This window comes from Verrucomicrobiia bacterium (assembly GCA_036268055.1).
Classification (GTDB): Bacteria; Verrucomicrobiota; Verrucomicrobiia; order Limisphaerales; family Pedosphaeraceae; genus DATAUW01.
On record DATAUW010000011.1, the window covers coordinates 1 to 26,191 of the forward strand.

The following is a 26,191-nucleotide window of genomic DNA, read 5'->3' on the forward strand; positions in this document are numbered from 1 at the left end:
TTGATCAAATACCTGCTGCGGAACTATTTGCACAACAAATCCCGCAAAACCATTCAAACAACTCTTATCCGGAAAACCAGAAGTCATTCCAGTTCCAATAGATATAGCTGGACACTAGTGCGCGGCAGCGCAGCCCTACCAGGTTAGAGAAAGGGGTGGTGCGGCGCGGTTGCGCCGCAGGGGTTCGGACTGACTATACCCCTAGGTTAATCGTCAGTTCTCTGTGGGATTTTTTCGGGACGGCGATCATAGACCACTGCTACAGTTCGGTTGTTCCTGCAGGATTTGGGTTGAGAGAGGATTAAAACCCAGCAATTTATTGCTGGGCTAAGATCGGGCGTCCCTGCGGGACTTCGGACGGCGGAGCGCAGCACCGCCCTGCTATGAGCCTGCGGCGGTTGGGATGGCAGGGAGGATCGCGGGAGGTGGGTCGAGGGTTTTTCGGGCTGGACGGCAATTTTTTTGTGGGGTATGGGGAAATTAGGGCTCGCGAGTACGCTCTCCCTCCCATTTTGGGGGCGGTTGATTGGTGGGGGCAGTGGTGGAGGGATTGAGTTTTCTTTTGGGCTTAGCGCGAATTGGGAGGGAGATTGAATGGGCAACTTCTTTGAAGTTGCAGATTGATTTTTTTTGGTTTTTCCCAGGGTAGGTTCGGGGACGAACCAACTCTGGGCTTTGTTGTGGAACCTACTTCGAGGTTCCCGGACGGGAATGCGGGGCGGGGCGCACGAAAACTTACGGTCCTTTGCGGGATGAGCACAGTCAGGCGCATGCGCTGAAAATTGCGTTTCAAGTTAATGAACATTGACCTGAACGCCGCCCAAAGGTGCAACAATCAGACACGGTTCGTCGTTATGATAAAGCTGCGGATTAAGACCAACGCCCAGCGGCTTTACCGTGTACCCTGATGGACTCAATTCCGGGAACAGTTTTGCGGTGTGAACGGTAATCGGAAGCAGCTTTCTTTGGCTCATCTGCCAATCAAACAGGAGAAAGTCATTTTCATCATCATTGATCGTTACCTTAACCGCCATATGCGGCGCGTGTGGATAAACGACATCACACCAAGTGCAGTGATGCCAGTATTGCGAGACGTAAGAACTGCCCGAACGAACACGGATGAGGTCGGTGACGCGACTGCCATCCGGCGTTCTTGTTTGCTTCGCCAGCCACAGACTTGGCCAGAATGGATACTCACACTCAAACATACATCCAAGCTCAAGCACCGCCGCCGCCAGGACAATGAGGGCAACTAAACTCACCAACACGACACGAGTTCGTCTTCTCTTGAAACTGGCCGGTGAGGTTGAATTCATACGTGCGGCAATGCCTAAAACTTCAAGAATTAAAATGCACTGCCCCGGCTACCTAGCACAAGGATTAACGACCGATCTTACGGTCGTCATCGTTTTCCTCCTCGTACGTAAAATTCAGAGTATCTTGTTCTCGCAGTTGTCGAGGGTATGGGGAAATTGGGGCTCGCGAGTACGCTCTCCCTCCCATTTTTTGGGCGGTTGATCGGTGGGGGCGGTGGTGGAGGGATTGAGTTTTCTTTTGTACCAAGTGGACTTGGGAGGGAGATTGAATGGACAACTTCTTTGAAGTTGCAGATTGATTTTTTGATTTTTCCCCAGGGTAGGTTCGAGGACGAACCAACCCTGGGCTTTGTTGCGGAACCTACTTCGAGGTTCCCGGAGGGGACGGCGGAACGGCAGTCCCGCCCTGCGGGACGTCAGTTGTCCCTGCGGAGGGTGTTACGATATTCCGCGTAGTTCATTGTCCGCAAAATAAATACGTCCAAAATTTGTAGTTTTGGAACTTAATTATTTATCGCGCAAGCAAACCGCTGGCATTTTATTGTATTTACGGGCTATTCCTGAATTTCACACAAAGATTATTGGCGACAAAAAAATGCGCTTCAGCTATTTCAATCAATAAAATCAAGGGGCGATGCTTTTCAATTCGTAACACCCTCCGCAGGGATTTCAGCGGAGCAGCAGTTCCGTCCCCGCTGATGGTAGTTGAGTGATTGAATTTCCAAGGAAGGGATGAATTTTTGAAAATTCTCAGATGTGGCCGGCGGGGGCGCCAGCCACTGCACGCGAGGGCGCGTGCGCTCCCCGGGACAAGGCGGACAATCGTACCCGCCCGGACGATTATCGGTCGGCCCGGCGGGACTTCGGACGGCGGAGCAGTGATGCGAATTTACCCATCAGTTTCTTCTTCCTATTCCTGCGGCAAAGGGATTGGCAAGTTTCGGTGTTGTTGTTACGGTCGCGGCTATGAAATCCTCGACCTCATTTATATCTGGAAGAATTGTTTTCGCGTTTACGGTCTTTTTTGCGGCGGCATTGTGGTTGCCGATGTTTTCGCGGGCGGCGGAGGTGGTCTTGCCGCTGCCGCTGGTTCCGGGCGCAAAGGTGATGACGCTTTGGCCGCCGGACTCGACGAATCTGAACGCGAGCCGCCTGGATCAGCAGGAGACGATCACTTACGCAAAGGGCCGCACGGATTACATCATCAAGGTCACGAATATTAATAATCCTTCGATTGAGATTCATCTGGCGCCACCGGACAAGGCCAACGGCTCGGCCATCGTCGTGGCGGCGGGCGGCGGTAATCATGAGTTGAATGTGGGGCCGGAGGGCGTGGAAGTGGCTAACTGGCTCAATAGCATCGGGGTGTCCGCATTCGTATTGCGTTATCGGCTGGTGCCTTATACGTCGGCGGGGGATGCGCTGGCGGATAGCGAGCGGTCGATGCGGATGGTCCGGGCGAATGCCAAGGAGTGGAATATTGACCCGCATAAGATTGGGTTCATGGGGTTCTCGGCGGGCGGCGAGCAGGCGGCGCGGTTGGCGCTTAATTTCGATAACGGTAACGCGAGTGCCGCAGATCCCATTGAGAGGGAGAGTGATCGGCCGGATTATGTGGTGTTGGTGTATGCGGGCTGGCGCGGGGACTTGGATTATAGCCACATGCCGAAGGATATGCCGCCGAGCTTTCTGATGAGCGCGGGGATTGATGACGCTTTTCACGCGAAGGAAACTGTAGATTATTATAATGCGATGTTTAACGATAAAGTTCCGGTGGAGTTGCATATTTACGGACATGGGGGTCATGCGGGGTCGTTAAGCCGTCGCGGTGGAATTCCGATGGGTACTTGGCAGTATCGCTTTCTGGAGTGGGCAAATGATTTGAAGTTCATCGAGAAGGCGAAAAACTGACGCGCGCGTATTTGGCGGGATTGCGCGCGCAAAAGGCTTTTGACGAGACGACGTTAACCGAAAATAAATTGACCTACTTGCGGCAAATTCCGGGTGCGCGGAATGGCCGGCGACTCCATTTCAAGAGTGGCCGGGTCACGGGTTGCTTATCACCATGAGCAAACCGCTGCGCATCCTCATGCTGGAAGATTGCCACCTGGACGCGGAGTTGGTCCAAGGTGAATTGCGCAAAGCTTTTCCGGCGCTGGAAATTTTGCGCGCGCAGAACGAGGAGGAATTCACCGCGGCCTTGAAGGACCCGCTGCCGGATCTCATCCTGTCGGATTATAATTTGCCGACGTACAGCGGGCCAAAGGCGTTGCGCCTGGTGCGTGCGCGTTGCGCGGAAATTCCTTTCATCTCCATTTCGGGAAGCATCGGTGAAGAGCGGCTCGTCGAGATGATCCACGACGGCGCGGTGGATTACGTGCCGAAAAATAATCTCGCCAAGTTGCTGCCCGCGGTGCAGCGGGCGTTGCGCGAAGTCGAAAATTCCCGCCATCGCCGCCAGGCCGAGGAATCGCTTCGCCACAGTGAATCGCGTTTTCGCGCGATCTTTGAAGGCGCGAGCACGGGCATCGCGGTCGAGGATCTCGACGGTCACATCATCGAGACGAATACTGCGCTTCAGCAAATGCTCGGTTACACGGGGACGGAATTGCAGACGCTCACGCGGCAGGATTTCACCCACACCCGCGACCATCGCGAAGACCGTGCGCAGTATGATCGGCTGCTTTCGGGCGACACGGAATTTTTCCAGGTCGAAAAGCGTTTCGTGCGCAAGGACGGGCGCATCCTTTGGGGTCGGCTCACGGTCTCGATCGTGCGCGAAGCCAATGGCAAGCCGCAATTCTCGCTCGTGATGATCGAGGACATTACCGAACGCCAGCGCGTCGAGGAAGCGCATCTGCAAAACGCCGCGATCGTGGAATTTTCCAACGACGCCATCATCAGCAAAACTTTCGACGGCGTCATCTTCAGTTGGAATCCCGCCGCCGAACGCGTCTATGGTTTCACCGCGCAGGAAGCCAACGGCCGCTCTGCCTCCATCATTTTACCGCCCGACCGCGAGCGCGAATTTGAGCGCATCCTCGAACGCATCAAGCAAGGCGAACACATTGACAATTTCGAGACCACGCGCATCCGCAAGGACGGTTCGATCATCCACGTCTCGATGACGACTTCGCCCATCAAGGACGTCTCGGGAAAAATCATCGGCGCCTCATCCATCTCGCGTGACATCACGGGCCGCAAACAAGCCGAAGCCGCGTTGCGCGAGAGCGAGGAAAATTACCGCAAGCTGGTCGAGCTTTCGCCCGATGGCATCTTCATCCAGTGCGAGGGAAAATATGTTTACCTCAACAGCGCGGCCATCGCCGTCACCGGTGCGCGCACGCAGGGACAAATTATCGGCAAAGGAATTTTCGACATCATCCATCCCGATTATCATGAGGTCGTCCAGGATCATCTCAAGCTGCTTCACGCGGGCGAAGACGTGCCGTTGCACGAAATAAAATTGATCCGTGTGGACGGTGGCTTGGTGGACGTGGAGGCGACCGCGACGCCTTTTATTTATCGCGGCAAGCAAGCGTTTCAAGTGGTCATGCGCGACATCACTTCCCGCAAGCGCGCCGAACAAGCTTTGCGAAAAAGCGAAGCCGGCCTGGCGCGCGCGCAACGCATCGCGCGGCTGGGAAATTGGGAACTCGATTTGCGCAACCGCGCGCTCGCGTGGTCGGATGAGACGTATCGCATCTTCGGTTTGAATCGCGCCGAGCATGCCTGCACGAACGAATTATTTTATAGCTGCGTTCATCCCGACGACCGCGAAACCGTCCGCCAATCCGTCGCCGAAACTCTCAAGACCGGCAAGCCTTACGGCGTGGATCACCGGATTATTTTACCCGGCGGCGAAATCAAAACGGTGAACGAACAAGCCGAGGTCATTCTCGACGAGCGCGGCGTGCCCATCCGCCTGCTCGGCACGGTGCTTGACATCACTGAGCGCAAGCGCGCGGAAAATCTCAGCCACTCTTTCGCGAAACTCGGGCAACGCCTCAGCTCCGCGACCAGTGCGCAGGACGCCGCCCAGATCATCGCGGATGTGGCGGACAAACTTTTCGGCTGGGATGCCTGCAACCTTTTGCTTTGTTCGGGGGACCTTGAAAGTTTCAAGAGCATCTTCAACATGGATCTGATCAATGGCGAGCGTTGCGCCATTGCGCCGTCCAACCGCGCGTTCGCGCCCAGCCCGCGCATGCGCGCGGTGCTCGAAAAAGGCGCGCAGTTGATCTTGCGCGATTCGCCGGAGATTAAACCCGGTGAGACGCATCCGTTCGGCGATGAAAACCGCGCCTCGGCTTCAGCTTTGTATGTACCCGTCCGCAACGGCGCGAAAATCATCGGCGTATTTTCCATCCATAGCTATTGCCAGAACGCTTACACGAAGAACGATCTCGAGACGTTGCAGGCGCTGGGCGATCATTGCGGCGGCGCGCTCGAACGCATCCGCGCCGAAGTGGAAAACCAAAAGCTCGCGGCGTTCCCGCAGTTCAATCCGAATCCCGTGATGGAACTCGCGCCCGACGGCACGATCAATTATTTCAACGAGGCCGCGCGCCAGATGGCGCAATCGCTCGGAAAAAATGATCCATCGGAATTTCTCCCGCCGGAGACGGCTGCTTTCGTCAAGGAATGCCTGATGACGGGGACGAACAAATTACGCATTCAAACCGTCATCCAAAACCGCACGATCTCCTGGTCGTTTTTTCCGATCCAGACAATCGGCGTCGTGCATTGTTACGCGGGCGACGTGACCGACCGGCAAAATCTCGAAGCGCAGTTGCGGCAGGCGCAAAAGATGGAATCGGTCGGGCAACTGGCCGGCGGCATCGCGCATGATTTCAATAATATTTTGACGGTGATTCAGGGGCACGGCTCCTTGCTCTCGATGAGCCCCAGCCTGACGGGAGATGCGAAGGACTCGGCGCAACAAATCGGCCTGGCGGCCGAGCGCGCCGCGAATCTCACGCGGCAGTTGCTCACGTTCAGCCGCCGCCAGATCATCCAGCCGAAAAATCTCGATTTCAACGACGTGGTGAACAACATGACGAAAATGTTGCGCCGCCTGCTCGGCGAAGACATTTCGTTGCAGGTCAGTTACACACCGAGCCTGCCGTTGATCCACGCCGACCCCGGCATGATGGAACAGATTTTGTTGAATCTCTCGATCAACGCGCGCGATGCCATGCCCAAAGGCGGCAAACTTTTTATCAACACGTCGCTCGCCACAGTGGACCGGGCTTATGCGGAATTAAAACCGGAAGCCACGCCCGGCGATTACGTGCGACTGACGGTGAAGGATACCGGCACAGGCATCCCGCCGGAAATTTTGCCGCATATCTTCGAGCCGTTTTTCACTACGAAAGATATTGGCAAAGGCACTGGCCTCGGACTGGCGACGGTCTATGGCATCGTGCAGCAGCATCACGGCTGGATCACGGCATCAAGCACGCTGAACACGGAAACGGTGTTTCAAATATTTCTACCGGTGGTCAAGGGCGCGCGCGCTGGCGCCGCCGGGGCAATTCCCGCCGAGCCCAAAGTCCACGGCGGCAAAGAAACGATTTTGGTGGTCGAAGACGAACCGCCCTTGCGCGTGCTCGTGCGCAGCGTTTTGGAACGATACGGTTATCGCGTGCTCGAAGCGGTGTCCGGCGTGGCGGCGTTGTCCGTCTGGGAAACGCACAAGGACGAGATACAACTTTTGCTGACGGATATGGTCATGCCGCACGGCCTGAGCGGGCAGGAACTTGGGAAAAAATTGCTCGCTGAAAAACCGGAGTTGAAAATAATTTATTGCAGCGGCTACAGCCTCGCGATGGTCGGCACGGACATGGTACTTCAGGAAGGCTTGAATTTTCTTCAGAAGCCATACCACCCGCGCAAACTCGCGCAAGCGATCCGCGATTGTCTGGACGGCAGCGCAAAATTGGTTTGAGCCGAACCTCAACCGGGAGGGCGAGCGTACTCGCGAGCCCCATATTTACGGTGATTTTAAACACACCAATCATGTCACGGCTCGCCAGTACGCTCGCCCGCCCAGTTGGGTGATCGCACGGCGTTTATTTGACGAAAGTTCATCCGCAAAAGCTTTACGCTTCCCCATCGGTGTTTAATTCCGTGTTCCATCCGTGGCTAACCTCTTTGCCTCTCTCCGCGCCTCCGCGCCTCCGCGGTTCAAATAGTGTTTTCGATCAGTTGAACCTTTTCTCGCCTTTTGCATTCTACTGGGTGTAGATGCTGGTGGTGGCTCAAAACGAACAACTGCCCGTGCGGGAAGCCAGGGCCGGCGAGCCGGACGCCTGGAACGCCCTGCTCGCGCGCTACCGCCTGCCCCTCTACACTTATGTTTTTGAATTGGTGCATAATGAGCAGGCGAGCCTCGACATCGTCCAGGAATCGTTCATCAACGCCGCGCGCCACATCGCCACGCTGCGCGACGACGATAAATTCGGCTCGTGGCTTTTCAATATCGCTCACCAAAAATGCGCGCAACTCTGGCGCAAGAAAAATCCGGTGGAAATCGCCATCGAACGGGATGACGAAACTTTGGAAGACGCCGACCTTGGCCCGATGGAATTGCTCGTCCGGGAAGAACAGGAGCGCGAGTTTATGAAATTGCTGGATCAACTCGCCCCGCCGCATCGCGCGGTGGTGCTGCTGCATTTCGTCGAGGATTTTTCGCTCGAAGAAATCGCGCGCATCACGGCCACGCCGCTGGGCACGGTCAAATCCCGCCTTTATTATGCGCGCAAGGCATTTAAGAAATTACTGGAGGATCAACGATGAAAACTCCCCGCGAAATTCTTTTTGAAAAACATCGCGACGCCGAGGCGAAGCTCAGCCAGCTCGACGCGCAACCTCTCGCCGAGTACGCCCGCGAATCCTCGCGACAAAAAACTTCTACCCGCGCGCTCGCGCATTCATGGCTGAAGTATTTCTGGAGTGAAGCCGTTTTGCCGTGGCGAAAAATCTGGATCGGCATCGCCTCGGCGTGGCTGGTAATCATCGGCATGAGTTTGACAGTAAATTCGCGGCCCGGCGGCGCGGTCGCTGAGCAAGCGAAAGTGGACCCGCAGACGCGAACCGTCCTGCTCGAACAACAACGCATGCTGGCGCAGTTGCTTGAGCCCACCGCGCCTCCGGTACGGTTGAAGCCGGCCACACCCGGCCCGCGCAGTGACGCCCGCCTTCAGGAAGTTTACGTTTAACTTTGTCTTAACCTAATTCAAGGGTCATTTATGGATACATCCGCCTCCTCGTCCGCCAGTAATAATCATCGTCCGTTTCGTTTGTTCAGCTTGCGCACGCTCGGCTGCTTCGTCGTGGGCGTCGTCGCCATCGCGACTCTCGTTGGACTTTTTTTCGTTGAGGAGGATTGGCGGGGAAAACATGCCTGGGAAAACTACGAGAGCGAAGCCGAAGCGCGCGGGGTGGACTTGAATTTTGCCGACTTCATCCCCGCGCCCGTCCCCGACGACCAGAATTTCGCGATGACGCCCTTTCTCAAGCCGTTGTTCGATTTCAATCCCAAACCGCTTCAACCCGGCCAAAGTGCCTGGCGGGACACAAACGGATACAATCGTATAATGAATTTCGCAACGAATCGGAACTTGAACGGTCCATCGCAGAGTGCCTTGTCCGTGATCGGTTCCGGCCATCTCGCCAACCTTCCGGCCATCGCCGGCAAAATGGCGAATCTCAAGGATGCACAAACCAATTCGCTGACGTCCAGCGCCGCCGCGCAAATCGTTTTGGATAACCTGGCGCAGTATCAGCCGGTGTTGGACGAAATCAATGATGCATCCCATCGCCCGTATATCCGTTTCAACATCGGTTACAATGATGAAGATCCCGCGGCTATTCTGTTGCCGCATCTCGCGGTGATCAAACGCCTGACTATGGTTTACCAGCTACAGGCTTCGGCCAACCTGGCATTGAACCGAACGGATGCCGCGGCGGCAGATGAGAAGATTATTTTTTATCTGGCAAACGCATTTCCGCATGAACCGTTCATGATTTCAATACTGGTGCGGTGCGCCGAACTTGCCATTGATCGGCAGGTGATATGGGAAGGGCTGGCGCAAGGAAAATGGTCGGACGCCCAACTGCAGGAGTTTGAAGAACGATATAGAAAATTAGATTTTGCCCGGGACGCCCGCCAATCGTTGGATAGCGAACGGGCCGCTTTCGGCGTGCGGCTTTTTGATTATATACGCGCCAACCCAAGTTTTCTGGGTTCCATTAGCGACGATAGTTCCCAGTTGGGCAATCTATTCTCATTTGTTCCCAAGGGATGGATATACCTGGAACAAGTGTCTTACAATCGAGGATTTGATAGATATGTATTGCCAGGGTTTGACCCGCGAACCGGGCAGGCGTTCCCCAAAGAGATCGAAAAAGCGGGCAAACCCGAATCTCAGAACCCCATGGCACACCTGTTACATCATGACATCCTCATCTCCATGCTTCTGCCAAGCGTCGAGAAATTTTACCCCAAGATTGCGATCGCTGAAACCGGCGTCAATGAAACCATTGCCGCCTGCGCCATCGAACGCTATCGCCTCGCCAACGGAAAACTCCCTGACACGCTCGACCAGCTCGTTCCTAAATTCCTCGACCAAGTGCCGATGGATGTCTGCAACGGAAAACCTCTCATTTACCATCCCGGCGAAGGCCGCAATTTCACTTTGTATTCCGTTGGCTGGAACCAAACGGATGACGGCGGAAAAACCGTTCACAATTCAACTAAAACTGAAAACTCTGCCAGCCCCATTCCCAGCGAGGGCGATTGGGTCTGGCCCTCTTACGCGGGCGAATAACTTCGCGCGGTGCGCTTACGATTCGCAGACGACGATCTGGTAATTCAGATCGGGAAAATAGAACAGCACGCGAAATCTTTTCAGATTGAGCGCCTGCGCCACCGAGCGCGCGTGGACGCTCATGGCAAAATCACGGGCCTCGCGCGCGCTATCCGTCCAGCGGCCAAGGTATCCCGCATACAACTGTGTCTCGTCGTCTTGAATCAATACTCTCATACGTCGCCGTCATATTCTCATGCGGCGGGGTGGCTGGCTATTCAGTTAAGTCCTTACGGGTCACTGCTTTTAAGTCCTACAAGCGATTTCCCACTTGCCGCGCGCCGGTTGCTCTGCGGCTTGACAACGAACCCCTCATAACCCCATTATTCGCCTTTCTTTTAGGGCTTTATTGCATGTCCCGACGCCGAAAACGCCGTTCAAAAAAACGCTCCTCCACCTCGCGCTCGACCAATTCGTTGATCGCAGGCGCCGCAGGGATCATGCTCGTCTTCACGCTTCTGCTCGTCATTCCGGTGGCGTGGCATCAACGTATTTCGCTGCCCATGGCGGCGCTTATGACACTGGTATTGTGGGTGGCAAGCGTTTTTGCGCTTTGGGCCTGCCTTAAGTCCCGCCGCCGCCGCTACACTCACGACCGCGCCCGTTATTCCACGCACACGGATTACAGCGATTTTGACCCGATTGAGGTTTCCGACGCCGAATCCGCCGAATTCAAAGACAAGTCCTGATTTAAACGCCGTTGTGGCGTATTCGCCGTTCCGCAATTCCTCCCAGATGAACACCACCAACGTCCTCGTCACCACAAACGGAACCATCATCACCGTCACGACGATGCACGCTCATCACGGGCGTTACTGGCTGGTGTGGCTGGCGGCGGCGGGGATCATTTGCCTGAGTCTCGGTCTGTATCTTTTGTTGCGTGGCGAAAAAAGGTGATTTTGCCGTGTAACATTATCTCGGTTTCGCTTCTGTGTAGGGTGTATGATCGAACCCGAAGCCAGCCAACCCATGCCCGACAACCGGAAATGCCCCCAGTGCGGCACGCCGCTGCCCGCCGGCACGCTCGCCGGTTTGTGTCCCGCCTGCCTGCTTAAACAAGGCGCCGCCAACGACACGGCTGCGCCGGATTCGCCCGCTTTCGTGCCGCCGAGCATCGAGGAAATCGCCAAACTTTTCCCGCAACTGGACATCCTCAGCCTGCTTGGCAAGGGCGGCATGGGCGCGGTTTATAAGGCGCGCCAGCCCTCGCTCGACCGTTTGGTCGCGCTCAAAATTTTGCCTTCGCATGACGGTTCTGATCCAGGCTTTGCCGAGCGTTTTACCCGCGAGGCTCGCGCACTGGCCAAGCTGAGCCATCCGAACATCGTGGGCGTCCATGAATTCGGCGTGGCAGGCAACCTGCATTATTTCATCATGGAATTTGTGGATGGCGTGAACCTCCGGCAGCTTCAACTCTCCGGCCGCCTCTCGCCGCGGGAAGCGCTCCAGATCGTCCCGCAACTTTGCGATGCGCTTCAATACGCCCACGACCAGGGCGTCGTTCATCGCGACATCAAGCCCGAGAATGTCATGCTCGATCGCAAAGGCCGTGTGAAGATCGCGGACTTTGGCATCGCCAAAATGCTCGACCAGGGAACCCAGCACTTGCGCCTGACGGGCGAAGGCCACGTGATCGGCACGCCGCATTACATGTCGCCCGAGCAGGTGGAACATCCGTTGGAAGTAGATCATCGCGCGGACATCTATTCGCTCGGCGTTGTGTTTTACGAAATGCTGACGGGTGAATTGCCGCTGGGCCGTTTCTCGCCCCCGTCGCGCAAAGTGCAGATTGATATCCGGCTGGACGACGTGGTTTTGCGCGCGCTGGAAAAAGAGCCTGACCGCCGTTATCAACACGCCAGCCAAGTTAAAACCGCCGTGGAAAACATCGGCAACTCGCCCGGCGCCACGCCCCCGCCTTCGGCTGCCGCCGCGAGCGCGCTGTCCGCGGATTTGTTATCGCGGGATTATAATGTGGACATCGGCTATTGCCTGCGGCGCGGATTCAATTTGGTGAAAGGCGATTTCTGGCCGCTGGTTGGAGTCACGGCCATCATCCTCGCCTTGTTTTCCGTGGTGAATTCCAATCACCTCACCGCCTTCCTGAGCCCGTTCATTTGGGGTCCGCTGATGGGCGGTTTATATCTTTATTATTTCAAGAAAATCCGGCGCGAACCCGTCACCATCGAGACCGCGTTCTCCGGTTTTTCCTCGCTGTTCCTGCATTTATTTCTCGGCGGGTTTGTTTCGTTTGCGCTGACTTTCCTGGGCATTATTTGTTTTGTCTTGCCCGGAATTTATTTGGCCGTTTCGTGGATCTTCGCGTTTCCGCTGATCGCCGACAAGCGGCTGCACTTCTGGGACGCTATGGAACTGAGCCGGAAACTGGTGCGCAACCACTGGTGGAGAATTTTCTGCTTCTCGCTGGTGTTGATCGCGCTCAATTTCGCCGGGCTGCTGGCTTTCGGCATCGGGATTTTCCTCACCGTGCCGATCTCGCTCGCCGCGCTGGCCTATGCGTATGAAGACATTTTCAACGTCAGCAAGTTCGCGCAGGTGCCACCGCCCATTTCCGCCATGCCCGCCGACCTGGGGCCTTCCGGGACGGTCGTGATGCCACCAGCGGCGCGAATCATCCCTCCGAGCGGCGGCGGCGGATGTCTGAAAGGCCTCGCAATCGGTTGCGGCGGCATTGTGCTACTGGCGGCCATCATCGCTTCAACCGTCGCCATTTTTCACTGGCATGATCGCCGTCAATATTTTCACCAGCAAAATGAAGCGGTCACCGAACATTGGTCGCCGCCGCCCGGGAGCGACCCAATTGATCCGCTCAAGATTCTCGAAGAAGCGCGGAAGCTCAGGGACGCAGGGAAATACGCCGAGGCGCATCAGCGTTACCTTTGGTTTTTTAATCACGCGCTCGAATACAATCCCGGAACCTCCGGCGTCCGCTTGTCTTACGCGTTGACGGAATGGTATGAGCTTGGCCGCCGCTATCCCGCCGCGCACTCGGCGATTGAGCAGATCCGCGACCGCGACCGCATGGATTTTTACGAAGGCCGCGGCTATGCTGCCTTGTTCACGGAATTCGCCGCGCTCAATCATTATTTGCAGAACGAAGATGAGACGGTGAACGTCTTTGATTCCTTCCGCGAAAATGATCGCGACCTCGCCCAGCAATGCTTTCCGCAGGTCGAGGAGTTGCTCGTCAAGCGTCACGACTATAAAGAATGCCTGGAATACATTCCCGATCCGGACGCGGCGTTCGACAGCATTGAGCAGACGTGGGACCGCGCAAAACAGATGGAGGACAGCCAGGCGGAATTGCAATCCCAGATGCAAAAGCGCACGGACGAAAGCAACGAGAACCTCCGCCGGCAACATCCAGATGCGCCAAGATCGAGATTCGTCCTGCCGCCGCTTCCCAAAACCGCCGATAATAATTTCATCAACCAGACTCGGCAACTGATAGAAATTCTGGTCGCCACCGGCAGCAGTCAGAAAGCCGAAAGCATCCGCGGTCGGGCGATTCACGCCGTGGCGCAGGAAAAAATAGACAACCACGAATCCGGCTCGCTGGGCGATCCCCGCCTCGACTCTGCCGTCATTGATGCCCAGCGCAAGATTGAGGGCCGCAATTCCATTGAGTCTTCCAGCGACGGCGTGGATTCTTCGCCGCCGGTGGTAGTTCGCACCGAGCCTGCATCAGGCGAACGCGAGGTCGCACCGGGCCATTTCACCCTTAAAGTCACTTTCAGCAAACCGATGGCGAACAACGCGTGGAGCTGGTGCGATGCGTGGTCGAACTCCACTCCGGTCACGGATGGCCAACCCTCCTTCGCCGCGGATCACGAAACCTGCCTCCTTAACGTCACGCTTGAGCCCAACAAGACCTATGCCTATTGGTTGAACGCCGCTGATGGCTTAACCGCGGTTGGAACTGAAGGACAAAAGCTAGCGGAGAATGTTTATAACACGGCCAAGGAAAAATATAATGCGCTTCGTCGAAACTACCCCGAACAAAATGTCTATGTGCAGAATGCCCAAAAAGAGCTTGGCGATGCCGAACGAAATCTGGCTGCCGTAACTGAAAAACATTCCCTGGAACAATTTCAAAATTTTAAAGACACTGCTGGGCATCCCGCCGTTCCCTATCTGCTGATTTTCCACACAGGCGATTCCGCCAATGCGGATCGTTCTTCCGACAACAACAATCAAACCAAATAATATTGTTATGAGAGCCAAACCCGCAGTCGCGTTACTGCTCGCCGGCGTTATTCTTCCCATCTCATGCACCTGCGGATCGTCGCAGGACATTGATTCCATGCCGCCGGTCGTCATCAAAACCATCCCGGAATCCGGGGACAAAACCGTCGCCGCGGGCACCACCGAAATCAAAGTCACCTTCAGCAAGGAAATGGCGGACGGTTCCTGGAGCTGGTCGGCCGGCTGGGAAAATTCCACGCCCGAAGTCGTCGGCAAACCCAAATACGATTCCGAACACAAGACCTGCACCTTGCGCGTGAAGCTCGAACCGAACAAGACTTACGCGTATTGGTTGAACAGCAATAATTTTCATAATTTCAAAGATCATCTGGGGCATCCGTCCGTGCCGTATTTGCTCGTGTTCCACACGCGCGATAGATAAAAAATATTCACCACCTATAGCGGCGGTTTTTAGCCGCCGAACGCTAACCCAACGCCATTAACTAAATCTCGCTTGACCTCGGAACATACAACGCCCCGTGTCCCCACGCGCGCCGATACCTTCGCGACCACGCATTGGACGGTCGTCCTCGCGGCGGGACAGGGCCGCACGGTGCAGGCCGATACCGCGCTCGAGGAGCTTTGCCACACGTATTGGTATCCACTCTATGCCTACGTGCGGCGGCGCGGCCACACCCACGAGGATGCCGAGGATTTGACGCAGGGTTTTTTCGCGCGCTTTCTCGAGCGCAATTATCTCGAGGGTCTCACCAGCGAGAAGGGAAAATTCCGCGCGTTCCTGCTCGCCTCGCTCAAACATTTCATGGCGAACGAATGGAACCGCGCGCACGCGCAAAAACGCGGCGGTGAAACCCCCGCGCTCTCGCTCGATTGGCAAAGTGCCGACAGCCGTTACCAAATCAATGTGCCGGACGATTTGAGCCCGGATAAAATTTACGATCGCGAATGGGCGCTGGCCTTGCTCGAACGCGTCATCACCCGCTTGCGCGATGAATGCAACGCGAGCGACCAGGCGCGGCTCTTTGATTCGCTCAAGCCATTTCTCACGATGGACAAAGCCGCCGTGCCTTACGCGCAAGCCGCCGCGGAGTTGAACCTCGCCGAAGGCGCGGTGCGCGTGGCGGTGCATCGCCTCCGCAAACGCTATCGCGGGCTTTTACGCGATGAGATCACGCAAACGCTCGCCGACCCGGCGCAGGTGGAAGAAGAAATGCGCACGCTGCTCGGAGCGTTCGGATAAACAATTTTGTTTCCTAACCGCCAGGGAGGTGGTGGTTCGATTGGGGACACGAACAGGCCCGGCATAAAATCCGGGCCTGCTTTATTTACTGCCGGGCTTCACGGCGGGTGTTGCGGCCAGATCGGGCGGCAGTTTATCTTCAGCAAAAGTCTCCACCTGCAACGCCAGCAAACTGAACAGCGGCACACCGAGATTGGTCGCGCCGTTTGAACGGTCCACGGCCATCGCCACGCCGAGGACTTCGCCGCGATGCGCCCGCACGATATCCACCGTCTCCTGCGCGCGTCCGCCCTTGGTCACGACATCCTCAACCACCAAAATCTTTTCGCCCGGTGCGATCTTGAAGCCGCGGCGCAAAACAAGTTTGCCTTCTTCTTTCTCGACGAAGATGAACCGGCATTTTAATTGCCGCGCGACTTCCTGGCCGAGCACGAGCCCGCCCATCGCCGGCGAGATCACCGTGGCGACCTCGAGCGAGCGCACCTTTTCCGCGAGCGCGGCGCCGAGTTTTTCCACTGTGGGCATTTGTTGTAACGCGAGTGCGCATTGAAAAAATTGCCGGCTGTGCAAACCACTGCGCAAAACAAAATGTCCCTCCAGCAACGCCCCGGAGTCGCGAAAAACTTTCAATATTTCCGTCTCAGTCATGGGCGTATCGTAAATTTAATGCGCAAAGTTCAAAGACGAAAATGTTGGCCGCTGGTGTTGATCTTCGCAGCACATATCTACAAACGTAACCGAACCGTAACCCTCCCGTAGTTGTTCGCAACTCGCCTGCGTGCTACGGAACTATGATGCAGCGAAAGATATTGGTTGTGGACGACGAACCGGACATTGTCGAGCTACTGGAATTTAATTTGAAAGCCGAAGGTTATGAAGTCATCACCGCCAGCAACGGCATCGAAGCCCTTGACCGCGCGCGGACGGCGTTGCCCGATCTGATCGTGCTCGATCTCATGTTGCCGGAACTCGACGGCATGGCGGTCTCGGAGATTTTGCATCGCCTTCCCTCCACGGCGCTTATCCCGGTCATCATGCTCACCGCCTGGAAGACCGAGATTTCCCGAATGATCGGCCTGGCCACTGGCGCGGATGACTATATCACCAAACCTTTCAGTCCCCGCGACCTCGTCGCCCGCGTGAAAAGCGCCTTGAGCGCCACTGAAACTCGCGCCCTTAAACGCGAAATTCAGGAATAATTTATTGGGATTGGTATCCTTAAAGGCCGAATGCGGAACCACCCCAGGAACGAAAGAAATTGCCGTAAGTAAACTGGCGTCCACCCATTCGCCTGGCACTTTTCTGTGTGCTTGAAAGCGCGGCGCGTTGAGTTATGGTTCACCGGTGTTCAATGAACCCGGTCGTCGGTGTTAACCCTCGGTAACCTGAGTCAAACTATGGATACATCTTTCGCCAGCAATCTGCTCGCCCGTGCGCGCGAGGAATTCAAAAAGCTCGAGGCCCAAGCCAAAGATTCTGAGAAGCGCCAGCAACTCGCGCAAACGCTCAGCCGCGAAGCCAAACAGAAATATAAACAAGCCAGGAAGTGGGCGCGCCAAACCAAAAAACTTTTGAAAAAGGCGAAAGTCGAAGCCGAGGAAAAATTGACCGTTCTGAAAAAGGCGATGGTCCGCCTCAAAAAAGTCGAAGAACAGGCGGTCAAAGAATGGAAAAAAACCAACGCCAAGCCCAAAGCCGCCGCCACCAAACCCGTCAAGCCGGCGAAGCCCGCAAAAGCGACGAAGCCAGCCAAGGTATCCAAACCAATACCACCCGCGCCGCTTAAACCCATTGCCAGGAAAAAATCCGTTCCTCGCGCAAAGAAAATTCCAGCGACGCCAACTCCACCAATTCCCGTGGAATCTCAACCCGAATCACCCACGCCCTCCAGTGATTCCGACGCGCCACCCACACCAACGCCCTAACCTGTAGTGGCGGTCTATGACCACAGTTCTTATTTCAACTGAACACTTGAAACTTGAAACTGAAAACTACCCCCGCGGCCTGACGAGGATTTCCTCCACCACCGCCCGTTCCGGCAACTGAATCGCCAGCATCACGCACGCCGCCACGTCTTCCGAACGCAACATTTTCTCCCGCGCCTCCGCATTCGGAGGACTCGGCCGCAAATCCAGCAGCGGCGTATCAATGTCCCCCGGAAAAATCGCGCAGGCGCGGATGCCATTCGCGCGTTCCTCGGCGTTGATCGCCTGGGTCAGCCCCGCCAGCCCGCACTTCGACATCACATACGCCGGGCCCGCTTTCGCGCTCGCCTGTTTCGCCGCGTCTGAAACGATATTCACGATCGTGCCTGAACGCCGCTCACGCATTCCGGGCAAAAATGCTTGCACACAAAAATACGCGCCGTCCAAATTCGTATCGAGCATCCGCCGATAATCCGCCAGCGATAACTCCCGCAAACTCCGCTTCGGCGCATTCGTCCCCGCCGCATTCACCAGCACGTCCACCGTCCCCAATTTTTTCAAAATGCCGCGCGCCATTTTCTGCACCGCCGCTCCATCGCCAATATCACAAACATGAACCGTTAAGTTCCTCGAAAATTTTCCCGCCAGCTTGACCGTCTGCGACAACGCCGCCCGCCGTCGTCCCACGAGCGCTACGCGCCAGCCCGCGCGCGCCAACGCCAGCGCCACCGCTTGTCCCACTCCGCTGCCCGCACCGGTCACAACTGCATTATTCATCGCGTGCCTTCATTAAATTTATATTTATTTCCCCACCTCCACCCACCGCTTCTCTCGCGCCGACAGCACCGCCGCATCCATCACCGCCTGCGCCTGCGCCCCCTCGCGAAACGACGGCACGCAATCGCGCCCTTCGCGGATCGCCTGGATAAATTCAAAATCCTGGTCGTAACGAAATGCGATATTCGGATCGCCCACGCCCGGATCGCGCGGTGAACCCTTCCACGTCATGAATTCGCGCGGCACCGGGACGGTTCGCAGCGTTGTCTCGCCATGCTTGGTCACTTGCAATTCGTGGGGATGTTCCAGTTGAAACACCAGCGAGCCTTCGCTGCCGTTGACCTCGCAATAATCCTGGCTGCGCGCGCCTTCACCTCGCCCCGTCGCGACCTTGCTGCTCTCCAAATTTCCCGTGGCGCGACCGCCCGCAAATTCCGCGATCACCGTCACCCAATCCTCCAGGTCCGATGCCTGCCCGTCGCGCACATCATGAAATCTCCGCAAGTCAGCCACGAGCCGCGCAATCGGCCCGATCAACAAATGCGCGTAATCAATGCGATGCGAAAGCATGTCACCCAATTCACCCGTGCCCGCAAGCTTCGCCACCTGCCGCCAGCCCACCGCGCGCGTCCCCCAATCCTGCAACCGGCACGAACGAAAATGCCACGGCTCACCGACGAAACCGGACTTCACCAGATGCGCCATGTAATTCATCGCCGGCACAAAGCGATACGTAAACGCCGTCATGTGCCGCACTCCCGCCTTCTCGGCCGCACTCAGCATCGCCACCGATTCGGCGTGATTCATCGCGATCGGTTTTTCGCAGAGCACATGCTTGCCCGCCGCGATTGCCGCCAGCGCAATCGGCGCATGCACGATATTCGGCGTGGCGATGATCACCGCGTGGACATCCTCTCGCGCGAGTAGTTCGGAATAATTCGCGAACGCCGCCGTCACGCCGGTCTTCTGCTTTGCCTGTTCGAGCACTTGCGGGTTCGTATCGCACAGCGCCACCACTTTCGCGTCCGGACACAACGCCAGCCCCGGCAGATGATTTTGCAAGACGATGCCCCCGCAGCCGATGATGCCCACACCAATGGTTTTCATGGAAAAATTTGAGAACTGAACAAACTGCGGCGTCGCCCTCGTGCCGGAAATCGAGATCATAGAAAATTATTCGCGCGAAGTCGGTTTGAATTTCACCGAGCGAAAAATCTCCTTCGCGCGCGCGCAATCAGCCGAGGTCTTGCACGCGGCGGTGATCGTCAATGGCGAGCCGCCCGTGTCGCGAAAAGCGATCTGCGTGGAAAAATTGTAGCCGGGCTGGAAGCCGCGCCCCACCGTGCCGATGCGCGCCTCTTTCTCGTCAACCGTGACCATTTCAAATTCCGTCGCCTGTGGCCAGTCCTCGAAATTATTCGCCGCAATGCCGTAATCGAATTCCAAATAAACGCCCGGGCTTTGGAATGCGCCGACGTAGGAATTCGTCGCGGATGCGGGCACGGCCTTGAACTCATGCGGCAAGTTCATCGTGAATGGACCCGCGTGATAAGTCTTTCCACCCGAGCCGCCCATCGAATGGCAGCCGCTCACCAAAAAAATCAATCCGAAGGAAAAAACCGTCGCGGCTAAAAAGTGAAAAATCTTTCTGCTCATCGTTAGAAAAAATACGCCTTTTCCTCTGCGAGTCGAGTCCCGTTTTTTCCATCGGTCTTTGTGCGGAAATCCATAAAGAAAGGAAGAAAATCCCCACAAGTTTCCCGCAAACTTTAAACTTTAAACTCTTCCCGAGTCCCTTAACATGACTTCATGGCGAAAGTGCTTTTGGTGGACGATGAAATGACCATGGTCCAAATGGTGACCGAAATGCTTCGCCTCGAAGGTCACGAGGTTTTCCCTTACACGAATTCCAAGGACGCCCTCGCGGGTATCGAAACTCATCTGCCCGAGATCGTCATCACCGATCTTTACCTCGACAAGACCCGCGCGCATGGCTTGGAGATTCTTCAAAAGGCGCGCGCCATCACGCCACCCGCGAGCGTCATCGTCATCACCGCGTTCGGCAGCATCGAGACGGCGGTCGAGGCGATGAAAAACGGCGCCTACGATTATCTCGAAAAACCTTTCAAACTCGACGAACTTAATCTCTGCATCCAGCGCGCGCTTTCCTATAACGAGGCGATTTCCGAAAATCTTTACCTGCGCAAGCAGCTTAAGAAAAAATATCAGTTCAGCCAGCTCATCGGCACGTCGCCGCAAATGCAGGCGGTCTGCAAGATGATCGAACGCGTCGCGGATACCGACAGTACCATCCTCATCCTCGGCGAAAGCGGCACAGGCAAGGAACTGGTCGCGCGCGCGTTGCACTTCAATAGCCGCCGCCAATTCGCGCCGTTCATTCCCGTGAATTGCAGCGCGCTGCCAGAGACGCTGCTGGAATCGGAATTGTTCGGCCATCGCAAGGGCTCGTTCACCGGCGCGGTGAATGACAAGAAAGGACTTTTCCAGGAGGCGGACGGCGGCACAATTTTTCTCGATGAAGTCGGCTCGATGTCAGCGATGTTGCAAAGCCGTTTGTTGCGCGTGTTGCAGGAGCGCGAGGTGCGGCGCGTCGGCGACAACACGCCGAGCTATATCAATGTGCGCGTGCTTGCCGCGACGAATGAGCCGCTCGAGAAAAAAATGAAGGACGGCAGTTTTCGCGAAGACCTTTATTATCGCCTGAACGTCATCCCGATCAATTTGCCCGCTGTGCGCGAGCGCCTCGAAGATGTTCCCCTGCTCGTCGCGCATTTTCTCCGCAATCGCATCAATCCCCGCAGTGGCCATCCGGTGCAGATCACGCGGCAGGCGATGGAAGCCTTGAGCCGGCATGATTGGCCGGGCAACGTGCGCGAATTGGAAAATGCCATCGAGCGTTCCGCGACGCTTTGCGAGGGCAACGTGATTCAACTCACCGACTTGCCGGCGAATGTTTCCCAAAACGCCGCGCCGAGCGCCGATGCCGGCGAACTGGCCCAGCTTCCCACGCCGCATCCTGCCATCAAGACGCTTTTCCCGGCGGACGCCACGACCATTCCCGCGAGTGTGACGGCATCGCCCGCCGGCACGCCGCCGCTTGCGCCCTCCGCGCCGGTCAATTCGGATTTGCCGCTCAAGGATTTTCTGCGCGAGCAGGAAGTCGCCTACCTGAATCGCGTGATGGCGATGATGGGCGGCGACAAGGAAAAAGCGGCGATCCACCTGGGCATCAGCCTCGCGACGCTTTATCGCAAACTTTCCGAAGACGAACGGACGGCCTAAACGTCCGTCCCCGTTCTGATCGCCTACGAATCTTTTGCGGTTAAAATAAAAAACCTGCCGCAAGATTTCTCTCACGGCAGGCGCAAGGAATTCTAAAACTTTTTAGAAACGATGGTCGCGGTCATGGCCGTCGCGGCCGTGATCATCATGCCCGCGGTCGTCGCGAAAACCGCGATGGTCATCATGGAAACCAAAGCCGCGGTCATGGCCGATTTCGATGCGAACGTCGTGATGAGTAAAGCGTCCGATGCGGTCGCGGCCCAGACCGTCAATGAAGAAGTGGCCGTGATCAAAGCGATAGCCATTGAGCACAATGCTGTGATGGAACAGGAAATCCACGCGCAAACGCGGCACGAAATACCCGCGCAGTTCGGGATCCCAGAAATGATCGTAGCCAACGAAGATGAAGGCATCGGGCGTCAGGCCGAAATCAACGTCCGCAGCCACGCGTCCGCCGAATTCCAAACCGATTCCCGGCACGAACACCGCCGCGGGCGGAAGAGGCGCCCAGCCGACGAAGCCGTCCGATTCCGCATGCCGCCATGTGACCCACGCCGGCGCGTAATCATAACCCGGAACCCAAACCCAACTCACGCCATCGCGCGTCCAGCGGCCATAATGGAAGGCAGTTCCACCCCAGGGATAATCGGATTCCCATGACCAACCCGCGTCTGTGTAAATCCAGTGGCCGGCATCACCGTAGGGACGCCATGCGGGATCTACCGCCGCAACCGTCGGACGCCAGCACAAGCCCAGGCCCGGTTCCTGCACCCACGAGCCATAAGGCGAAAGTTGATCATGAAAACTATCGAACGTCGGCCCGCCCGGCGCGGATGGCGGAGGCGCGATCGTTGCCGAAGGCGGCGGTGGAACCGCGCTCGGCGCGGGGGGCGTGGGCATTGCGGGAGCCGCTGGTGCGGCGGGTGCAGCAGCCGCATTGCTGCCGATCAAGGAGCGAATGACGTTTTGAGAAACGCCCGATTTGCTCAAATAAATGATTTGATCCGCCGAAAGATTGTAGGTCGCCCCCGCGCTGCGGATTTGCGACAGGATCACGTCCTCACCCAGTCCCGCTTGCGAGAGTTTCAGGACATCCTGCACTCCCGGTGGCAGTGAAGGCGTTTGCGCCTGTGCGGTGCCGATCGTTACCCAGCAAACCGCCGCTACTAGTAGCCAACCCAAACTCGCAACTAACTTTCGCCCTGATATTTCCAAATAGTTCATAATCATATTTTTCACTAACTTCCAGTTAAATTACCCATTCATTACACCCATGAGACGCCATCATCCAGCCAAGCTATCAAACTTTTTTTGCGCTATTTAGCCTGGCGCGGGCATACATATTGCTGACTTCGGTTCAAATTTCAAGTTCTGTAGGACGTCTTGATAAAACTCATCGCGCATCCCGTTAAATGAGACATAAACCCGAATGCGCGATTTCACAAAAAAATTGTGCGTCCGACCGCCAGCTTGCTTGAGCGGAATTAACCGCGCAAAAATTTTCTGCGCGTCACGTATCCGTCACCCATTCCGGCTCGTATGGTTCCACCAAAACTTTCCCAAGAAAATTTCGCGAACGCAAATGCGCGAAGGCATCCGCCGTGCGATCCAGCGGAAAAACGGAATCAATTACCGGCTTTAATTTTCCCGCCGCCGCCAACGCGAGGGTCGCTTCGATGTCCGCGCGGTTGCGGCCGTAACTTCCCACGAGCCGCTGCTGTTTCACGAACAGCGGCCACAAGTTCAATGTCACTTCGCGGCCCGCCGTCGCGCCGCACGTCACCACCGTGCCGCCGCGGGCGAGACATTCAAAAATTTTCGGCAGCACTTCGCCCCCGATGTGTTCCACCACCAGATCCACGCCGCGCTTTTCAGTGATGCGCCGCACCTCGGCGGGCCATGCGGCGTCCGTGTTGTCCACGACAAAATCCGCGCCGAGCCGCTGGCCGAGATCGCGTTTGGCCTCGCTCGAAGCGGTGGTGATCACCCGCGCGCCGAGCCCTTTCGCGATTTGAATCGCCGCCGAACCCACGCCGCTGGCCGCGCCCATCGCGAGCACCCAATCGCCGGGTTTCACCTGCGCGCGATTCGTCAGCATGTGCATGGCGGTGCTGCCCGCGAGGCTAAGCGCGGCGGCGGTGTCGAACTCCACGCCGGGCGGCAACCGCACGAGCGCGCGCGCCGGTACGACAACTTTTTCCGCAAAACCTCCGTCGCGCTGCACGCCGAGCAGTTCGCCGCGCAAACAAAGCGATTCCTCACCGCGCCGGCAAAACTCACATTCGCCGCAAAACAAATTGGATTGCACCGCAACCTCGTCACCGACTTTCCAATCCTGCACCGCCGCGCCGACTTGCACGATGCGCCCGGCAACTTCCCCGCCCGGCGTGCGCGGCAGGGGAACTTTGATCGGCAACTCGCCTTTCTCCAGCCACAAGTCGAGATGGTTGAGCCCGCAGGATTGCACTTGGACGATAACCTCGTCCGCAGCGGGTTTCGGCTCCGTGACCTCGCGCAATTCAAATTTCCCCGGGGTTCCATGCGCCAATAATTGGACCGCTTTCATAGCACTATTCAACACCCGCTCCGCGCCCGCCGCAAGTCCGGGCGGGCGGGTCTGCGACCCGCAGCAAAGGCACATAAGGTCAAGCCGCTAACGGCTCAGCCCTTCGTATGCCCTTTAAATTCAGGAATTGTGATTCGCAAACTGTTGCCGAGCCTTGGACGGCAATCTTCGCGAGAATTGCTGCGGGTCGCAGACCCGCGGTCCGCTCAGAAAGTCAGATTCACATTCTCGTCGCCCGCTGGTCTGCGCCGTTTTGATGCAAGATTACCGCACTGACTTTTCCATCTTCGCCTTTGACAAAAGTTAATTGCGCATCCACCACCTTGAGAAAAAAGTTTGTTTCCGATTCGGGAAATATTTCGAGGAAGGATTGGCCCGTGAGCATCACGTAAAAATGTTCTCCGTCGCGTTTAGCGGTCAAGGTCAGGCCGGGCCGAAAAGAATATTCACCAACGAAAGCGTCAAACGCTTTTGGTTCCATTGCAATCGCGACATGCTTTTTCTCGGCGATGGCATCACCGGCTCTTTTCGCGGTTTGATCCAGGCCGCCTTGATGCAGCACGAGGCTCGTCGCTTTACCATCGGCGCCGCGATTGAAGGTAATGGTCGCGGCTACGGAATCGTTGAAAAATTCTGTGTCGGATTCCGCGAACAACGGCAGATAACCCTGGCCGGTCATCTGTCCTTCCAAATGCCCATTCGCGACGCGCACGCTGAAAAATATTTCCGGGCTGAATTGATAACGGCCGGAATAGTTCGTGAGCGTTTTGGAATTGAGTTTGATTTCGACGTGCGTGGGGGCGGGTTTCGCGGCGTCCGCGGGTGATTGCGCGCGCAAGAAATTCATGCCGAAGGCGTCAACGTCTTTCGCGGAACTCGCCAGAATGACAATCGCGCGCCCGTTGTGTTTATCGAATCCAAGAAACGACCGGTAGCCGCCCGTTCCGCCATTGTGAAAAAATAAATCGTCGCCGCGAACGGTCATTGTCATCCATCCAAGGCCAACCTTGACGGCGGATGAATCGGCAGCGTGACGAGTCTTTTCCGTGAGTTCGAGTGCGGCGTTCAAATCGGTTTTTCCCGAGCCTAAACCTGCCGAGGCTAATTTCAGCATGTCGTTCACGGTTGAACGCAACGCTCCCGCGCCTGCGAGCGTGGGCAAATCCCAATTCGCCACCGCTTTGCCATTCTCGTCATGGCCAGTCGCAAGACGCGCGCGCATTTCCGGTGTCAGCGTGATCATGGTATGGGTCATGCCGAGCGGATGGCAAACGCGCTCGATCACCAGCGCTTCGTAATTGGTTCCCGCCCGCAACGCCAGCAAGTGGCCAAGCAAACCTACGCCGAGGTTGGAGTATTCGAAGTTTGCGCCGGGTTCATTAGTGGGCGTGTAACTCCGCAGAAAATCATACAGGTTTTCCACCGTATAATCGGCGTAGGGATTTTGCGCATCGCGCGGCGAAAAGTTTTTCGGCAGGCGCGGCAAACCGGAGGTGTGTGTGGCCAAATCTTCGAGCGTGATGGCGCGGCCCTTGATTTGCATATGCACATTTGCCGGTAAATATTTGGTGATCGGGTCGTCGAGCTTCACTTCACCGCGCGCCACCATGTCCGCCAAAATTAATGAGGTAAAAACTTTGGTGATCGAACCGATTTCAAAAACGGAATCGCCATCTGCCGGCGCGCTGTCTTTGCCATTCATATTGCCGTAATGAATGATGCGCGTGCCGCTGACATCAATCACGCCGGCCACGATCGCTTCCGTGCCGCCGCTGGCACTCACGCGGGCGCGAATGTCCGCTTCAAGATCGCCGCCGGACCAATAATCATTCGCGCACGAAATATACGGTGCGATGAAGGTGAAGGCGGTGATCAAGAGCCAGGTGCCAGTTGTCCAGTTCATATTATTTAGCAGCCGCGGAGGGGACACGGATTAAACACTGATAGGGGAAACTTTTCTGAGC

The 26,191-nt window shown here is 56.5% G+C and carries 22 protein-coding genes; 13 read left to right on the top strand and 9 right to left on the bottom strand.

The annotated features are described in order from the left end of the window. Positions 1-794: 794 nt before the first annotated feature. Positions 795-1,316, bottom strand: a complete 522-nt coding sequence (locus tag VH413_04455) for a hypothetical protein (GenBank protein HEX3797931.1) — start codon at positions 1,314-1,316, stop codon at positions 795-797. A gap of 966 nt (positions 1,317-2,282) precedes the next feature. On the opposite strand from VH413_04455, the gene VH413_04460 reads away from it, so the two are divergent. The 5 genes from VH413_04460 (at position 2,283) to VH413_04480 (ending at position 10,150) form a co-directional block, all read left to right on the top strand. Further along, positions 2,283-3,227 (top strand): alpha/beta hydrolase, encoded by a 945-nt coding sequence (locus VH413_04460; protein ID HEX3797932.1) that lies wholly within the window; start codon positions 2,283-2,285, stop codon positions 3,225-3,227. A 154-nt stretch (positions 3,228-3,381) separates the two neighbouring features. Continuing rightward, on the top strand, positions 3,382-7,266 hold the full coding sequence (locus VH413_04465) for a PAS domain S-box protein (protein HEX3797933.1): 3,885 nt from the start codon (positions 3,382-3,384) through the stop codon (positions 7,264-7,266). 308 nt (positions 7,267-7,574) lie between these two features. After that, complete coding sequence (locus tag VH413_04470) at positions 7,575-8,117, top strand: RNA polymerase sigma factor (protein HEX3797934.1); 543 nt, start codon at positions 7,575-7,577, stop codon at positions 8,115-8,117. Further along, positions 8,114-8,539 carry a hypothetical protein gene (locus VH413_04475; protein HEX3797935.1) on the top strand — a complete coding sequence of 142 codons (426 nt, stop codon included), beginning with the start codon at positions 8,114-8,116 and terminating at the stop codon, positions 8,537-8,539. The genes VH413_04470 and VH413_04475 overlap by 4 nt, the downstream gene beginning before the upstream one ends. Before the next feature lie 30 nt (positions 8,540-8,569). Then, entirely contained in the window at positions 8,570-10,150 is a 1,581-nt protein-coding gene (locus tag VH413_04480) for a hypothetical protein (GenBank protein ID HEX3797936.1), read from the top strand. A 15-nt stretch (positions 10,151-10,165) separates the two neighbouring features. Here VH413_04480 and VH413_04485 read toward each other — a convergent pair whose 3' ends face one another. Beyond that, on the bottom strand, positions 10,166-10,366 hold the full coding sequence (locus VH413_04485; protein ID HEX3797937.1) for a hypothetical protein: 201 nt from the start codon (positions 10,364-10,366) through the stop codon (positions 10,166-10,168). Positions 10,367-10,542: 176 nt separating this feature from the next. Between VH413_04485 and VH413_04490 the strand changes: the two genes are divergently transcribed. The 5 genes from VH413_04490 (at position 10,543) to VH413_04510 (ending at position 15,656) form a co-directional block, all read left to right on the top strand. Beyond that, complete coding sequence (locus VH413_04490) at positions 10,543-10,878, top strand: hypothetical protein (protein HEX3797938.1); 336 nt, start codon at positions 10,543-10,545, stop codon at positions 10,876-10,878. 46 nt (positions 10,879-10,924) lie between these two features. After that, on the top strand, positions 10,925-11,086 hold the full coding sequence (locus tag VH413_04495; GenBank protein HEX3797939.1) for a hypothetical protein: 162 nt from the start codon (positions 10,925-10,927) through the stop codon (positions 11,084-11,086). Between the two features lie 45 nt (positions 11,087-11,131). Next, positions 11,132-14,416 (top strand): protein kinase, encoded by a 3,285-nt coding sequence (locus VH413_04500; protein HEX3797940.1) that lies wholly within the window; start codon positions 11,132-11,134, stop codon positions 14,414-14,416. Positions 14,417-14,423: 7 nt separating this feature from the next. Next, positions 14,424-14,837 (top strand): Ig-like domain-containing protein, encoded by a 414-nt coding sequence (locus tag VH413_04505; GenBank protein HEX3797941.1) that lies wholly within the window; start codon positions 14,424-14,426, stop codon positions 14,835-14,837. Between the two features lie 72 nt (positions 14,838-14,909). Next, complete coding sequence (locus tag VH413_04510; GenBank protein ID HEX3797942.1) at positions 14,910-15,656, top strand: sigma factor; 747 nt, start codon at positions 14,910-14,912, stop codon at positions 15,654-15,656. An 81-nt stretch (positions 15,657-15,737) separates the two neighbouring features. Here the strand turns inward: VH413_04510 and pyrE are convergent, their stop codons facing one another. Then, on the bottom strand, positions 15,738-16,304 hold the full coding sequence (pyrE, locus tag VH413_04515) for an orotate phosphoribosyltransferase (GenBank protein HEX3797943.1): 567 nt from the start codon (positions 16,302-16,304) through the stop codon (positions 15,738-15,740). Between the two features lie 143 nt (positions 16,305-16,447). On the opposite strand from pyrE, the gene VH413_04520 reads away from it, so the two are divergent. After that, positions 16,448-16,855 (top strand): response regulator, encoded by a 408-nt coding sequence (locus VH413_04520; GenBank protein ID HEX3797944.1) that lies wholly within the window; start codon positions 16,448-16,450, stop codon positions 16,853-16,855. Between the two features lie 198 nt (positions 16,856-17,053). Next, a complete protein-coding gene (locus VH413_04525; GenBank protein ID HEX3797945.1) occupies positions 17,054-17,581 on the top strand; it encodes a hypothetical protein in 528 nt (175 codons plus the stop codon). 66 nt (positions 17,582-17,647) lie between these two features. On the opposite strand, the gene VH413_04530 is transcribed toward VH413_04525, so the two are convergent. From VH413_04530 to VH413_04540, 3 genes are all read right to left on the bottom strand, one after another. Beyond that, positions 17,648-18,358: an SDR family NAD(P)-dependent oxidoreductase gene (locus tag VH413_04530; protein ID HEX3797946.1), complete on the bottom strand. Its 711-nt coding sequence runs from the start codon at positions 18,356-18,358 to the stop codon at positions 17,648-17,650. Between the two features lie 24 nt (positions 18,359-18,382). Next, the gene (locus tag VH413_04535; GenBank protein HEX3797947.1) at positions 18,383-19,465 is read right to left on the bottom strand and encodes a Gfo/Idh/MocA family oxidoreductase; all 1,083 of its coding nucleotides are present in this window, start codon (positions 19,463-19,465) and stop codon (positions 18,383-18,385) included. Positions 19,466-19,531: 66 nt separating this feature from the next. Further along, positions 19,532-20,014: a hypothetical protein gene (locus tag VH413_04540; GenBank protein ID HEX3797948.1), complete on the bottom strand. Its 483-nt coding sequence runs from the start codon at positions 20,012-20,014 to the stop codon at positions 19,532-19,534. Between the two features lie 153 nt (positions 20,015-20,167). On the opposite strand from VH413_04540, the gene VH413_04545 reads away from it, so the two are divergent. Then, the gene (locus VH413_04545) at positions 20,168-21,661 is read left to right on the top strand and encodes a sigma-54 dependent transcriptional regulator (protein HEX3797949.1); all 1,494 of its coding nucleotides are present in this window, start codon (positions 20,168-20,170) and stop codon (positions 21,659-21,661) included. Positions 21,662-21,763: 102 nt separating this feature from the next. Here the strand turns inward: VH413_04545 and VH413_04550 are convergent, their stop codons facing one another. The 3 genes from VH413_04550 to VH413_04560 all read right to left on the bottom strand — a co-directional run bounded on the left by VH413_04550 (position 21,764) and on the right by VH413_04560 (position 26,130). After that, positions 21,764-22,843: a DUF6600 domain-containing protein gene (locus tag VH413_04550; GenBank protein HEX3797950.1), complete on the bottom strand. Its 1,080-nt coding sequence runs from the start codon at positions 22,841-22,843 to the stop codon at positions 21,764-21,766. 328 nt (positions 22,844-23,171) lie between these two features. Continuing rightward, a complete protein-coding gene (locus VH413_04555; GenBank protein HEX3797951.1) occupies positions 23,172-24,227 on the bottom strand; it encodes a zinc-binding dehydrogenase in 1,056 nt (351 codons plus the stop codon). Between the two features lie 220 nt (positions 24,228-24,447). After that, a complete protein-coding gene (locus tag VH413_04560) occupies positions 24,448-26,130 on the bottom strand; it encodes a serine hydrolase (GenBank protein HEX3797952.1) in 1,683 nt (560 codons plus the stop codon). Positions 26,131-26,191: the final 61 nt, after the last annotated feature.